This window comes from Agromyces allii, assembly GCF_009749385.1.
Lineage (GTDB): Bacteria > Actinomycetota > Actinomycetes > Actinomycetales > Microbacteriaceae > Agromyces > Agromyces allii.
Genome location: NZ_WBIN01000002.1, coordinates 14,568 through 27,918 on the forward strand (window position 1 = coordinate 14,568; position 13,351 = coordinate 27,918).

Here is a 13,351-nt window from a genome sequence, read left to right on the forward strand (position 1 = left end):
ACGGCGAGCGGATGCCTCTGCGCCACCACGCTGATCGCGGAGGTGGTGCAGGTGGCCCACAATGCAGAACTCGGTCGGCGCGGCGAACAGCTCGCGGTCGACCACCTGGAATCGCGCGGACTGCGCGTGATCGACCGCAACTGGCGGTGCGCGCACGGCGAGATCGACATCATCGCGCGCGACGGCGATGCGACGGTCTTCATCGAGGTCAAGACGCGCACGTCGCACGACTACGGGCATCCGTTCCAGGCGATCACGCCGGTCAAGCTCGCGCGGCTGCGACGGCTCGCGGTCGCCTGGTGCGAGACGACGGATGCCGCGGCCGCACGCATCCGCATCGACGCCGTCGCGGTGCTCGCGCCCGACGAGGCGCCTGCGCTCATCGAGCACCTCGAGGGCATCAGCTGATGACCGTCGCCAGAACGCATGCGGTCGCCCTGCTCGGGCTCACGGGCTCGATCGTCGAGGTCGAGGCCGACCTGTCGGCCCAGCTTCCGGGCTTCTCGATCATCGGCCTGCCCGATGCCGCGCTCGGCGAGGCGCGTGAACGTGTGCGCGCCGCCGCCGTGAACGCCGGCTGCCCGCTGCCGCAGCGCAAGCTCACCGTGAACCTCTCGCCCGCGGCACTGCCGAAGCACGGCTCGGGGTTCGACCTGGCGATCGCGGTCGCCTGCCTCGCCGCTGCAGGCGAGGTGTCCGTCGAGTCCGTCGCCCGGGTCGTGCACCTCGGCGAGCTCGGCCTCGACGGTCGCCTGCGACCGATCGACGGCATCCTGCCCGCCGTGCTCGCGGCCGTCCGGGCGGGCCATCGGACGGTGATGGTGCCGAGGGCGAACGCCGACGAGGCAGGTCTCGTACCCGACGTGACGATCATCGGCGTGGTCTCGCTGCTCGACGCGGCGATCCACCACGGCGGCCGGTTCGACGCGCGCGAGGTCGATGCCGTTGCCTCGGTTCGCACCGAGCACCAGGGCATGGCGGAGGCATCCGGCGATCTCGCGGATGTCGCGGGCAACGCCGACGCGATCGACGCGCTGCTCGCGGCGGCCGCCGGTGGGCACCACCTCTCCATGATCGGCCCGCCGGGGGCGGGCAAGACCATGCTCGCGTCGCGGCTGCCAGGCATCCTGCCCGATCTCGACGCCGACGCGGCCCTCGAGGTGTCGTGCCTGCGCTCGCTCTCAGGGCAACAGGTCGGATCGGGCCTGTCGTTCCGGCCGCCGTTCGAGGCGCCGCACCACACCGCGACCGCCGCGGCCATGGTCGGCGGCGGCAGTCGGCTCATCCGACCGGGTGCCGCCGCGCGTGCATCGCACGGAGTGCTCTTCCTCGACGAGGCGCCGGAGTTCCCGGCCGCGGTGCTCGACGTGCTCCGTCAGCCGCTCGAGTCGGGCACGATCAGCATCCATCGGGCGAACGCCGTCGCGAGCTTCCCCGCACGATTCCAGCTCGTGATCGCCGCGAATCCGTGCCCCTGCGGGCTCGACGGCACCGCAGAGTGCACGTGCCCGCCGAACACCAGGCGGCGATACCTCGCACGCATCTCGGGGCCGCTGCTCGATCGCATCGACCTGCAGCTCAAGGTGCCGCGACTGTCCGCGGCGCACCTTCGGGGTGCGAGCGACCGGCCGGGCATGACGAGCGCCGAGGCTCGGGCGAAGGTCGCCGAAGCGCGTGCGACCGCGGCCGAGCGGCTTCGAGGCACACCCTGGCGCACCAACGCGCAGATGCCCGGGCCGTGGCTTCGCGGCGCCGGACGGCTCCACCCCGGAGGGCACGCGACCGCCGCGCTCGATCGATCGCTCGAACGCGGCGGCATCACCATGCGCGGCTACGATCGGGTGCTCAAGACCGCGTGGACCCTCGCCGACCTCGCCGGAGCGGCACGGCCCGATGCGGGACACATCGGCAACGCGCTCTTCTTCCGTCAGGGTTTCGGGCGATGAGCGCCGTGGAGCGTGCCGAGCGGCACCTGCGTTCCGAGTTCGCGGCGGTCCGACCCGACCGCCCCGCGCGGCCCGATCGGGCGCCCGATGAGCTGCTCGGGGGTGCCGCGCCCGTCGCGCCGGGCGCGCCGGTCTCCGAGACCGCGTCCGAAGCCGTCGCCGAGGTCGATGCATTCGCTCGGGCGATCCTCGGAACACTCGCCGAACCCGGCGACGGCACGCTCGGGCGCCTCGTCGCCGTGCTCGGGACGGTGCGCACGGTCGATCTCCTGCTCGAGCGCGCACCCGTGGAACGGTTCATCGACGCGGTCGACGCCGCGGGGGAGCACCTGACGACGAACGACCTCGAGACAGCCCTCGCGAGGTGGACGCCGCGCATCGACCATCCGGCGTTCGTTCGCGGCCTCGCCCAGGCGGCGCGCGTCGACGCCACCTTCATCGTGCCGGGCGACGCCTGCTGGCCGGCTGGAGTCGACGACCTCGGCGCACATGCGCCGCTCGGGCTCTGGGTCCGCGGCGACCCCGCGGTCCTTCGGCCCGCGCCGCCCGCGGTCGCCCTGGTGGGAGCGCGCGCCGCGACCGGGTACGGCGAGCACGTGACCATGGAGATCTCGGCGGGGCTCGCCGACCGCGGGGTGACCGTCGTCTCCGGAGGCGCCTACGGCATCGACGGCATGGCGCACCGCGCGGCACTCGCGAGCGGCGGCACGACGATCGCGTTCCTCGCGGGCGGGGTCGACCGCTTCTACCCGGCCGGGCACGACGGGCTGCTGCAGCGCATCGCCGAGACCGGCGCGGTCGTGTCGGAGCTCCCGTGCGGCGCCTCGCCCACGAAGTGGCGCTTCCTGCAGCGGAATCCGCAATAAGTGGGTCAGGCGCCGCCGCGTGTAAACGGGTCGGCGAGGCTTACCGCGCCATGCGCAGGGCAGACAAGAGCGACGCGGAGACTCGCGCGCTCGGGCAGGATCTCACGGTCGAGTTCGCCGCCGCATCTCGGGCAGAAGGGCCCTGAGGGGAGGCCGTCGGCGTCGATATCGCTCATGCCTCCGAGGCTATCCCGCGGTCGGCCCGCGGTGCGCGGCATCCCACGCGAGCGCGCGGCGGACACCGACGAGCATCGCCTCGCGCGTCCCGGCGTTGACGAGATCGAGGTCGCCACGAATGACGCGAACCGGTGCGCTCGGGGAGACCTCGAACTCAACGACGAGTTCGCGGCCGTCCTCGGCGGTGAACTTGATCGCGACGCGCGCGAGCGCCGGGCGCGGTGAGCTCATGCGACGAGGATCGCACGGGCCGCCGACGTCGCCGTGAGCGGAGCCGCGTAAGAGCGTTTTACGCGACCTGATCTGCGATTTGACGCGGGGCGGGGTCGCGCTTAATACTGAGCTCGGCGCGGCCACACTGGCCGGTCAGGAGGGAACAAAATGGACGACTTCGAGGGCGAGCTGAGCGCGTGGGCGATCGAGACGGACGCCGAGGGGCGCCGCCGAGCGGTCTGGGGCGACGGGTCGTATTCGTACTGCATCCCCGCCGCGGCGTGAGGCGAGGCCGGAACTAGGACTAGTAGCTCCGGCCTCGCTCACAGGCTACCGAGAGGCCTCCCGTATCCACGGACGGGGCCTCTCGGCGTCCGCGGCGCTCTGCGCCTCTCTGAGGCACGATCGCGGGCCGGACGGCCGACGATGCCTCGGACGACGTGAACGGCCGCGAGTGAGGCGCTCAGATTTAACTAGGGCCGGGCGGGGCCCCCGTGGGGAGCGGGAGCGCTCGGTTGAGGCGGGCTGAGTCCCGGCGGTGACGGAAGTGACGAAAGTTCCGTCACTTCCCTATTCTCCGCTTGAGAGAGAGACGCCTTAGAGGGGGAATGGTAAGTGACGGAACTTTCGTCACCTTCGTCACTCCGGCGGCCCGGGCCTCCTCCGCCCGGCGCTCGCGCGAGAAGCTGAGCGGGTGCCCGGGCCTCCCAGCTGGCGAGCCTGTCCGGTGGTGTCGTCGGTCGCATCTAGGGTGAGAGAGTGAAGCTACTTCCCGGCGATTCTGCTGACCTCCGTAAGGCGCGCGGAGCGTTCTTCACGCCGCCCGCGATTGCGGAGCACTTGGCTGAATGGGCGATTCGTGGCGACGCCGAGGCAAGCATCCTCGACCCGACGTGCGGGGAAGCAGTCTTCCTGATTGCGGCAGGCCAGGAGCTGAAGCGACTCGGTCGAACGGCAGGGGATCTCGATCGGCAGCTCTACGGAGTGGACCTACACGAGGGGTCGCTGGTTGAAGCGTCCGCCCTTCTCGAAGAGGAAGAGCTCGACGGGACGTTGATAGCGTCTGACTTCTTCGCGGTGAAAACGCCGGACATGCTCGATGCGCCGCTCCCATTCGTGGATGCCGTGATTGGCAACCCTCCGTTCGTCCGCTATCAGGAGCATGTCGGCTTGTCTCGACGGCTCTCCGTCGAGGCGGCGCTCCGGCAGGGCGTCCGCCTGAGCGGGCTTGCGTCGTCGTGGGCGGCAAGTCTGGTTCACTCGGCGGGCTTCCTGAAACCGGACGGCCGACTCGCAATGGTGCTTCCGGCCGAGTTGCTGACTGTCGGGTATGCCGAACCCATCCGCGCGTGGCTTCGGTCACGGTTTGAGCGCGTCAGCCTCGTTCTGTTCGAGCGGCTCCAGTTCGAAGATGCGCTTGCGGACGTCGTGCTTCTGCTCGCCGAAGGGCGCGGCGGGTGCGATGCCTTCTCGCTCTATCACGTCGAGTCGTCGGAGGATCTCGCGCAGATCCGGCCGTACATGCACACGAACGTCACGCCTCCGACTTCCGGGAAGTGGACGGACATTCTCGTTCCGAAGAAGCAGCGTGGTCTTTACCGCGAGGTCGTGACGAATCACTTCACGGCGCTCGGAGATTACGGGCGGATCGAACTCGGAGCGGTGACCGGTGCGAACTCGTTCTTCGCGATCTCCGAAGAGACGAGGAGCGAGTATGGCCTAACCGAGGAGCAGCTCGTCCGGATTAGCCCGCCGGGCACTCGCCACTTCCGGTCAGCGAACTTCACCGCGAAGGACTGGGTTGAGCTTCGTGATCGCGGTGAGCGCGTGTGGTTGTTCCGTCCTGACGCGAGAGACGATTCCGAGGCGCGCCAGTCGTACACGGCTCACGGCGAGGCGCAAGGCGTCGATCAGGCGTACAAATGCCAGATTCGTTCGCCGTGGTGGCGTCCCCCGGTTGCAGCTCCGCCGGACCTCTTCTTTACCTACATGAGCCACAATTACCCGCGACTCATTACGAACTCGGCCAAGGTTGGCTTCCTCAACTCAATGCACGGCCTACGCATGAATTCGTTCGCGCCGGGTGAGGCGGCGGCGGCGCTCCCGCTGCTATGTCTGAACTCGGCGACGATGCTGGGTGCTGAAATCAACGGACGTTCATACGGCGGCGGAATCCTCAAAATGGAGCCTCGGGAGGCGGCGTCTCTTCCTGTCCCCGGCCCAGAGATTCTCGCCGCAGCGTGGGCCGAGCTGAAGCCGATTAAGGCGAAGCTGGATCGTCAACTCGCGGCGGGCGAATGGACTGAGGTAGCAAAGCGCGTCGACGCCGCGGTCCTCGGCACGGGTGCCGGACTCGCCGAGCAAGAGATCGCCGAGCTACTGGAGGCGGCGCGGCAATTGCGCTCGCGACGCATGAGCCGTGGAGAATAAGCATTCGTGACCGATATCGCACTTGACGACGCCGCCGAGTCAGCCTCTGAGGCGACCGATCCCAGGAAGGCATCCCGCGACCCAGCCGATCAGGCGCGCGTCGAAGCCCTCGTCGGAAGTCCGGTCGAGAAGCTGCTGAAACTCAAGGAGCGCATTCAGAATGAGAATGTGCGCCAGTTTCGCGTAGTCGAGGTTGACTTCCTCGATCTGCTCTGGTCGATGGACATGTATCGTCGCGAGCATGTGATCCCGCGGACCCCTCGCAGCGTTGACGGCAAGGTCGACAAGGACGAGACAGGCGAGGGACTCTATCGAAGCAAGGGCAATTGGTTCTCGGAGATCATGGCTCTGATCCTCGGCAACAAGACGACGAGCAAGCTCGCCCCGAGGAGCCGAGTCAAGGGCTTCTCTCAGGAGCATCAGATCGACATTGCATGGCCGGACCGGGGAACAACGGTCCTCAGGGACCCCTTGATTTGTTGCGAGGCGAAGCTCACCGGTGCGCCGGGGGTGAAGGGTGGTAAGCCGCGCGGCGGACTCGCGGATTGGTCGAATCGGCGTAAGGAGCTCAAGTTCCAGGCGACCGATCTCAAGCTTGCGCGGCACGAGGCGAGCACAAGCATCCATCATTGGAATGCATGGCGGAAGAAGGCCGATCCTCGCGTCTTCACGCTCTGGGCGGCGCGCCTCGAAGACACCTCCGGCAAGGGCGAGGAGTCGAAGCAGTACAAGCGCATGATCCGTGAGGCACAGAACTTGACAGCGACCTATTCAGACGGGGTCGGCATCTATGCGTTCAAGGCGGACGATACCGCTGGGCGCTACGTCCCTGTGTCTGTGGCCGTCGACGCCGCTGGTCGGGTTACGACGCTTGACGAGGTTCTCGACGAGATCGCGGGTGAGATCAAGGAACGCATGGAGGAGCACGGGAACCGAGTGCCGCCGGCTCGGTCCGCGAGTCCCTCTTCGCGGATCGATCCGGAGGACGAGGGACCCGAGCGCCTCACGCTGATCTAGCGTAGAAACGACAAAACGGCCCCGCTTCGGAGTGAAGCGGGGCCGTTCTGTAGAGGCATTTAGGTTACGTTCACGTCACGCCGAACGCACGAATGGCACGGGGAACGGCGTTAGAAATCGTTGAGGAGAGTCGCCAGTAGTTTCGCGATCCGGCGGAGCTCCCGCGTGTCGTAAGCGGCAGTGTCAGGAAGTAGTCGGCCGCAAAGCGGCGTGCGCGGGTCAGGGTCGGGTCGCGCCCGGCCGCGAGCACGGCCGCGCCGCAAACGCCGAGCTCGGCGACCTCGCGTGCGTCGAGCCTGAGCACCACACCGCGGACGGCGGCCTCGGCGGCAGTGAGGGAACTCCAGCCTTCGCCCGCGTGATCGACGAGGCCGCGGGCGATGCGTCGCGCCATGCTCAGGCTGCCGGGAGGCCGTAGGAGCCGCGAGCACGGCCTCGGCGCTGGGGACGAGCGTCGTTCTCGTCGGGGATCCGCAGCGAGGCTAGGAGGCGCGAGAGGGCGACGCCCTGAGCCCTCGCCTCGACGAGGGCCGGATGGGCTTTTACGCCTTGTGGCGAGCTCACGGTGACCCCTTCAGCACAGACGACAGCGTTCAGCGCGTCGAGACGATCGCGCACGCGGCAGGCTTCCAGGAGGAGCGCCGTCTCGTGAACGTCGAAGACGACGAAGTCGGTCAGCTCCTCCCAGAGCGCCGAGCCAGATGCGCCGAGATCGGCGGGCGTTGGCGTGGACATAGGAGGTCGTTCCTTTCGGGTAGGTCGATTCGTTTCAGATCAGGCTCGGCCTGTGGCGCTATGCCTCTCCGAGCTAGAAGGGAGGGGCGGGAGGGGGGTCCTCCCCACGCCTCGCCGGAACTGAAGGGACAGCGGCAGTCGATATGGTCATCGCATGGCGTGGCTTACAGTGCTCGGGATCCTCGTTGAGGGCATCGGCCTCTTCCTCGCGGGGCGCGCGCTGCTCCGCGTATGGCGGGACGTTGCCGACGGACGGTCGTTGCTAACGAACCGGAGCAAGACGAACTCCGCGGCAGTGTCCGGCACAGTCGGCCGCGTCCGGTCGCACGTCTATGCGCGGGTCGGTAGCGCAAACGAGACGACCGAGGAAGCCGTCATTGCTATTCGCTCGGAGCTGGATGCGATCTACCGGCGTCTCGACTTGGAGGCGGACACCCGGCAGGACGCAGACGAGGCCCTGCGCCACGACGTTGACGCTCTGGGCCGCGCCGAGGACGCGAGGGAGCGGGACAAGGCGCGCGAGGATACCCGTGCGGCTGCGCTTGGCCTCTTTTGGGCGGTCGGCGGAATCTTGTTGCAACTGCTCGGCGGAGTTCTTGGCCTGTAAGGGGCGTTTCGATTGGCGGATCGCATGATCGACCGCGCGGAGATCCGCCGACGGATCGCGTCTCACGCCCCCGAGGAGCCGCTGAAGGTCAGCGCCCAGCGAGCCGCCTTCGAGGCGCTCAGCGAGGCGCAGGCGGCCGGAGCGCCGGGGTCCGTGAAGGCGGGCCTCCTCGTCGCGTATGCGGAGGAGTATCGCGTCCTCGCCGAGGAGCTCGCCGAGCTGAGCGACTAGGCAGAGGCGGGGCGCTTGTCGGCGCGCCGCATCGTGATCTCGTTGAAGGCCGCGGATGCACTGGAATCCGCGGGGGAGTCGAGTCCGACGATTCCTCGGCGACGTCGGTCCAGGACTGTTTCGACGGCCCGCTCGACGCGCGCGTCCGACCGGAGCTCAGTTCGCGCGGCCGACTGCGCCGAACGCACGACGGCGAGCGCCGCGGTCAAGGAGAGGCCCTCACGCTTCGCGAAGGTTTCGAGGCGGTCGCGGGTCGCCTCGTCGAGGCGGTCGACCGAAGGCGGGAGAGCGGCGGCCTCGACGGCGGCGCGGACGAGGGCAGAGAGACGGCGAGAGCGGGGCATCGTATGTCCTTTCGGGACGGAGAGAGGTCTGGGTCGTCGACGAGCTGGAGCGTCTACACGCCCTCGAAGAACGCGGCGGCCGCCAGCATGCGGGCGGAACGATCGCGAGCTCGGAACGCGGCCCGGCGACAAACTGGGCCGCAGGCCGTCGCGTAGGCGTTCGCGGCGGTGAAGGGGAATCGGCAGTTCGAGCACGTAAGGACGTGAGTCGCGGCCATGAGGCCTCCAAGACAGATCAGGGACGGGGAGGGGGCCCGCTCAGCTCTGAGAGCGTGAGCGGGCCCGAATGGTGAGCGGCTCAGGCCGCGGTGTCGACGCGGACCGCGCCGCCGTGCGGCACGAGCTCGACGACGCCGTTCTCGCGGTCGACCGCGAGGGGCATCGGCGCGACGGCGACGAGGGCCTCGACGATTGAGCGGTCCGAGCCGGTCGCGACGTCGAACGCCTGAATGTGCGTCAGCGCGAAGGGCGAGTCTCCCTCGGCGCGGACGCTCGCCGCGTAGGGCGCACCGGCTGGGGGCTCGGGAGCGCGCACGACGAGCGAGAAGGCCTCCTTCACGAAGGCGACTACGTTGTCCGCCGGGACCCGGCTCGACTCGTGGATCTCGATCCCGCGGACGGTCGTCCCGTTCGAGTCGAAGCCCGAGCCGACAGGGGCGTCGAGGATGTCCGCGTAGACCGAGGAGCCCACGACGGCAACGATCTTCGACTCGGCGTCGACGCCGCGATCACGGAGGGTCTTCCGAAGCTGAGTAAACAGCTTCGCCGGGGTCGCGGCGGTGTATGCCAGCGTCGTCGCCGGAGTGGCGAGAAGCGCGGCGGCGGCCTCAGTCTCGACCTTTCGGGTCACCGAGCGTGTCTGAGGGTAGAGGACCTGCTTCGCGAAATCGACGAGGTTCAGCTCCGCATCGGCGACTGAGATCGCGACGTTGCTGTAGGCGAGAGTCGAGAGCTCAACCGAGATGCTCTGCTCGGAAATCGTGTCGACAGCAAGCGGCGTGGTCGTGTCATCCGCGGCGCGCTCGCGCGAAGGTACAGCGCCGGGAACGCGGACGCGGATCGTCTCGCCCTTGCCGCCGCCGAAGTCGGCCGCGACATCGCGGCTGAAGAGATTAGAGAGGCCGAGGTCGGCTCCGACAAGCTTCGCGCCGATCGTCGCGATCTCGTCAGCGGTGAGGATGGTGTTAGGCATGGGCTCTCCTGAATGGTGAGGGTTGAGTGGTGGAGTCCCGTCGCATCTATGCGGACCTCGGCCGATCCCGGAGCCTGCCGGTCGGCGTCAGTCGATGGGAAGCGCTCCGGTAGCCGAACCGCGGCCCGTTGCCTGAACGGGTGCGAGAAGGCGTGACGAAGCGCCGCGCCGAGGAGATCCTCGGCGGACCGTCGGCAGCGTCGCGATAGGCGCGAGCAGGACGGGAGCAAAGTGAGGCGGGCCCCATCGCTCGCGACAGGAGCACGAGCGACGGGGCCGCCGGGCGGCGTCCCGTCGACCACAGAAGGGACGCCGCGGGGTGCGAGCTGGGGCCGTTGAAAGGGGACGGTCGCAGCTCGCGGAGGCGCGGCATGATGGCCGCGGGGCGGAAGAAACGTGCGCCTCTTGGGCACATATGCATAGAGGCCTGCCGGGGTCAGACATTGGTCACAGGGCCTCTGAAGTAGGAGAGGGCCAGCACTGTTTACATATGGGGCCTCTGTAGAAGAAGAGGGCCGACGGCGGGAGACATCCGTCACAGGGCCTTTGTAGAAGAAGAGGGCCAGCGGCACGGTACGACGAAGCCCCTCGCCGAGAACACTCGGGAGGGGCCAGGAGACGGGCGCGAGAGCGGTCAGCCGACGTCGGCGAGTTCCTCGTCGAGCCCCAACGTCGCGGCGTCGACGTAATCGGGGTTGAGGCGGGTCGCCGCAAGGTGCCAGACCTCGACGCGACGAGCGTCCCGGCCGGGGTGAACCGTGACGTCGAGAAGGGCGCGGACTACCTCGCGCTGACGGTCGAGCTCCAGCGCCGCGAAGCGGGACGCGACCGCGTCGACCATGTCGGCGTAGGCGGACATCGAGAACGACGACGGGACGCCCGCGAGGGCCTCCCGCGCTGCTTCGGCGAGGACGGCGGACGCCGAACGGTCCGAGCGGGCGGCCTCGATATCCGCTTCGATCGCCTCGCGCTGGGAGCGGAGTTCGACGAGACGCTCGCGGGCCGCAGCTGCCGGGAGGAGGCCCTCGTCGCGATCCTCGACGGTTGCCTTCGCCGCGGCCTCGTTCCGGGTCAGGGCTTCGACGAGCGGAGCGATCCGGCGGCTTGGCGCCGACTCGCCGCCGACGGCGTCGCCGAGCTCAAGGAAGGCCCGAGCGACCTCACGCCGGAGCCGGGTGTCGAGGCGGTCCTTCGTGATCGTCGGGTGGGAAGAATCGAGCTTGCATCGGTACGCGCCCGCGAGGTTCATCAGGAAGGCGGCGCAGTCCGGCGCGCCGCACGCCGCGATGCCCGAGCCAAGGTGCCTCGGGGTCGGGCCCGGCGTCGTGCGGCGGCTCTCGTCTGCGAGCACGGCCCGCGCCTCGGCGGCGAGTTCAGGGTCGACGATCGCGGCGACGACATCCGAGGGGGTGGCTTCGCCCTTCCGCACGACGTAGCCGCCATACGTTGGGTTCTGGACGATGTAGCGGACGCGGCCGGTCGACCATGAGCGGCCGGGCGCCGGGTCGACGCCCTCGTTCCTTAGCGCGAGAGCGATCGACCGGATCGAACCGCCGTCAGCGATATGCGCGAACATGCGACGCACTACGGCCGCTTCGGACTCGCGAGCGGTAATTCCGTCGGACTCGTAGCCGTACCGGCGGCGTCCGGGCGTGGGGCGGCCCGTGCTCGCTCGATACTCATTCGCTCGCTTCTGGCGCTCGCCCTTGCGCCGGACCTCGAATCGGGCGATCGCCGCGAGCATCGTCGCTCGGAATTCTCCGTCTGCGGTCGTGAGGTCGATCTCGCCGTCGACGGTGAGCACTCGGACGCCGAGGTCGATCAGTGTCCCGATATCTTGGATCGAGCGGACGAGGCGATCGACGTCGATCCCGACGACGACGTTGACGCGGCGGGTCGAGATCTCGTCGAGGAGATCGGCCCATCGAGTCGAGGCTCGGGACTTGGAGGCGCTGACGTCGTTGTCTTTGAACGTGTCGACGAGGGTCCAGCCGCGGGCCTCTACGAGGCGCTCGCACCTAGCTACGGCCCGGTCGATACCCTCGGCGTGATTGACGGACTGACGTACGTAGATCGCGGCACGAAGGGTCATGTACTTAGCCTAGGTTCTGACAGCGGAATCGGTTGATCGCCGCCGCGAGCGACGCCACCGTCGTCCTCGAGGCCGGGGCTCGGTCGGGCTCGCTCAACACCGCGAGCCATGCCGCGACCCTCGGACGCCCGCTCGGGGCGTTGCCCGGTCCGGTCACGAGTCCCGCATCGGCCGGCTGCCACCGCCTGCTTCGGGAGTTCGACGCCGTGTGCGTCGTGAACGCCGATCAGGTGGTCGAGCTGATCGGCCGGGTCGAAACCGGGGGCGGTTCCGAGACCGCGGCAGGCGGCGGCCGAGCGGCTTCCGCCCCGCAGGCCACGCCCGAGGAGGTTCGGGTGCTCGACGCGCTCAGCACACGCGCGCCGCGCGACGTCGCAGACCTCGCGCGTCGCGCCGGCCTCGGCGCCGGTGAGGTCATGGCGGTGCTCGGGGTGCTCCAACTCGACGACGTCGTGGCGTACCGCGTCGACGGATGGGTCCGCCGTCGTCGACGGGCGACGTGAGGCTCCGCCGTCGTGACAGGGGCAGGCCGTAGGCTTTCGCACGGAGGTGCCCATGGGAGTACAGCTCGGCAGATATCCGGCAGCGAGGCAGGTCATCGCGCATGTCAGCGACACGCACCTGCTCGACGGCGGTGCACCGCTCGGCGGCAAGGCCGACACCGTCGAGGCGCTCGCGCAGACGGCCTCCCAGCTGTCGCGGCTCGGCACCGCCCTCGACGCGATCGTCGTCACCGGAGACGTCGCCGACCTCGGCGAACCCGATGCGTACACACGGGTCCGCGCCGTCCTCGAACCGCTCGCCGACGCCGCCGACGCCGTGCTCGTGTGGGTCATGGGCAACCACGATGAGCGAGATGCGTTCCGCGTGGGCCTGCTCGACGAGGCACCGGCGGGCGATGCGCCGGTGAACCACGTGGTCGACGTCGGAGGCGTGCGGGTCGTCTCGCTCGACTCCACCGTTCCCGGGTATCACCATGGCTCGCTCGACGACGCGACCCTCGAATGGCTCGCAGCGGTGCTCGCGACGCCGGCCGACCACGGCACGGTGCTCGCGCTGCATCACGCGCCGATCCCTACGCCGATCGCGCTCATGGACGTGCTCGAACTCCGAGGTCAAGACGAACTCGCCGGCGTGATCCGCGGCAGCGACGTGCGCCTGATCCTCGGAGGGCACCTGCACTACGCCACGAACGGGACCTTCGCCGGCATCCCGGTCTCCGTGGCCGGGGCGACCGCCTACACGATGGACGTCTCGGCACCCGATCGCGAACTCGTCGGCGTCGACGGCGGGCGCTCGTTCAACCTCGTGCACCTCTTCGACACCGACGTCGTGACCTCGACCGTTCCGGTGGGCCCGTATCCGGCGATCGCCGGATTCGATGCGCCCTTCCTCGACGAGATCGAGTCGCTCGGCCCGGCCGAACGGCTCGAGCGCTTCTCACGGAAACGCCCATTCTGATTCGCGCCATGGGCGCGCCTCGGGGCGCGTTCGTCGTGGA

General features: G+C 69.0%; 16 protein-coding genes. 9 read left to right on the forward strand and 7 right to left on the reverse strand.

The features are described 5' to 3' along the window. Positions 1-51: 51 nt before the first annotated feature. Genes GQR16_RS02580 through GQR16_RS02590 form a run of 3 tightly spaced genes read left to right on the forward strand, consistent with a single transcriptional unit; the run spans position 52 to position 2,812 of the window. Entirely contained in the window at positions 52-408 is a 357-nt protein-coding gene (locus tag GQR16_RS02580; protein ID WP_157413625.1) for a YraN family protein, read from the forward strand. Then, complete coding sequence (locus GQR16_RS02585) at positions 408-1,946, forward strand: YifB family Mg chelatase-like AAA ATPase (RefSeq protein ID WP_157413626.1); 1,539 nt, start codon at positions 408-410, stop codon at positions 1,944-1,946. The genes GQR16_RS02580 and GQR16_RS02585 overlap by 1 nt, the downstream gene beginning before the upstream one ends. Continuing rightward, positions 1,943-2,812: a DNA-processing protein DprA gene (locus GQR16_RS02590; protein ID WP_157413627.1), complete on the forward strand. Its 870-nt coding sequence runs from the start codon at positions 1,943-1,945 to the stop codon at positions 2,810-2,812. Before GQR16_RS02585 ends, GQR16_RS02590 begins: the two co-directional genes overlap by 4 nt. 5 nt (positions 2,813-2,817) lie before the next feature. On the opposite strand, the gene GQR16_RS02595 is transcribed toward GQR16_RS02590, so the two are convergent. After that, positions 2,818-2,988: a hypothetical protein gene (locus tag GQR16_RS02595; RefSeq protein WP_157413628.1), complete on the reverse strand. Its 171-nt coding sequence runs from the start codon at positions 2,986-2,988 to the stop codon at positions 2,818-2,820. A gap of 10 nt (positions 2,989-2,998) precedes the next feature. Then, entirely contained in the window at positions 2,999-3,220 is a 222-nt protein-coding gene (locus GQR16_RS02600) for a hypothetical protein (RefSeq protein ID WP_157413629.1), read from the reverse strand. Positions 3,221-3,961: 741 nt separating this feature from the next. On the opposite strand from GQR16_RS02600, the gene GQR16_RS02605 reads away from it, so the two are divergent. Then, complete coding sequence (locus tag GQR16_RS02605; RefSeq protein ID WP_157413630.1) at positions 3,962-5,632, forward strand: N-6 DNA methylase; 1,671 nt, start codon at positions 3,962-3,964, stop codon at positions 5,630-5,632. A 6-nt stretch (positions 5,633-5,638) separates the two neighbouring features. Next, a complete protein-coding gene (locus tag GQR16_RS02610) occupies positions 5,639-6,649 on the forward strand; it encodes a hypothetical protein (RefSeq protein ID WP_157413631.1) in 1,011 nt (336 codons plus the stop codon). A gap of 70 nt (positions 6,650-6,719) precedes the next feature. On the opposite strand, the gene GQR16_RS02615 is transcribed toward GQR16_RS02610, so the two are convergent. Both GQR16_RS02615 and GQR16_RS02620 read right to left on the reverse strand, forming a co-directional pair. After that, on the reverse strand, positions 6,720-7,043 hold the full coding sequence (locus tag GQR16_RS02615) for a hypothetical protein (RefSeq protein ID WP_157413632.1): 324 nt from the start codon (positions 7,041-7,043) through the stop codon (positions 6,720-6,722). 2 nt (positions 7,044-7,045) lie between these two features. Continuing rightward, positions 7,046-7,384, reverse strand: a complete 339-nt coding sequence (locus tag GQR16_RS02620) for a terminase (RefSeq protein ID WP_211373416.1) — start codon at positions 7,382-7,384, stop codon at positions 7,046-7,048. Positions 7,385-7,538: 154 nt separating this feature from the next. Between GQR16_RS02620 and GQR16_RS02625 the strand changes: the two genes are divergently transcribed. Together GQR16_RS02625 and GQR16_RS02630 are read left to right on the forward strand one after the other, a co-directional pair. Then, positions 7,539-7,991: a hypothetical protein gene (locus GQR16_RS02625; RefSeq protein ID WP_157413633.1), complete on the forward strand. Its 453-nt coding sequence runs from the start codon at positions 7,539-7,541 to the stop codon at positions 7,989-7,991. Positions 7,992-8,015: 24 nt separating this feature from the next. After that, positions 8,016-8,222, forward strand: a complete 207-nt coding sequence (locus tag GQR16_RS02630) for a hypothetical protein (protein WP_157413634.1) — start codon at positions 8,016-8,018, stop codon at positions 8,220-8,222. Here the strand turns inward: GQR16_RS02630 and GQR16_RS02635 are convergent. From GQR16_RS02635 to GQR16_RS02645, 3 genes are all read right to left on the reverse strand, one after another. Beyond that, a complete protein-coding gene (locus GQR16_RS02635; protein WP_157413635.1) occupies positions 8,219-8,566 on the reverse strand; it encodes a hypothetical protein in 348 nt (115 codons plus the stop codon). The genes GQR16_RS02630 and GQR16_RS02635 overlap by 4 nt on opposite strands. A 298-nt stretch (positions 8,567-8,864) precedes the next feature. Continuing rightward, the gene (locus GQR16_RS02640; RefSeq protein ID WP_157413636.1) at positions 8,865-9,758 is read right to left on the reverse strand and encodes a P22 phage major capsid protein family protein; all 894 of its coding nucleotides are present in this window, start codon (positions 9,756-9,758) and stop codon (positions 8,865-8,867) included. A 634-nt stretch (positions 9,759-10,392) separates the two neighbouring features. Next, positions 10,393-11,850 carry a recombinase family protein gene (locus tag GQR16_RS02645; protein ID WP_157413637.1) on the reverse strand — a complete coding sequence of 486 codons (1,458 nt, stop codon included), beginning with the start codon at positions 11,848-11,850 and terminating at the stop codon, positions 10,393-10,395. A gap of 32 nt (positions 11,851-11,882) precedes the next feature. Here GQR16_RS02645 and GQR16_RS02650 point away from each other — a divergent pair, with 32 nt between their 5' ends. Both GQR16_RS02650 and GQR16_RS02655 read left to right on the forward strand, forming a co-directional pair. Further along, positions 11,883-12,353: a DNA-processing protein DprA gene (locus tag GQR16_RS02650; protein WP_157413638.1), complete on the forward strand. Its 471-nt coding sequence runs from the start codon at positions 11,883-11,885 to the stop codon at positions 12,351-12,353. 52 nt (positions 12,354-12,405) lie between these two features. Then, the gene (locus GQR16_RS02655) at positions 12,406-13,311 is read left to right on the forward strand and encodes a metallophosphoesterase (protein WP_157413639.1); all 906 of its coding nucleotides are present in this window, start codon (positions 12,406-12,408) and stop codon (positions 13,309-13,311) included. Positions 13,312-13,351 lie beyond the last annotated feature (40 nt).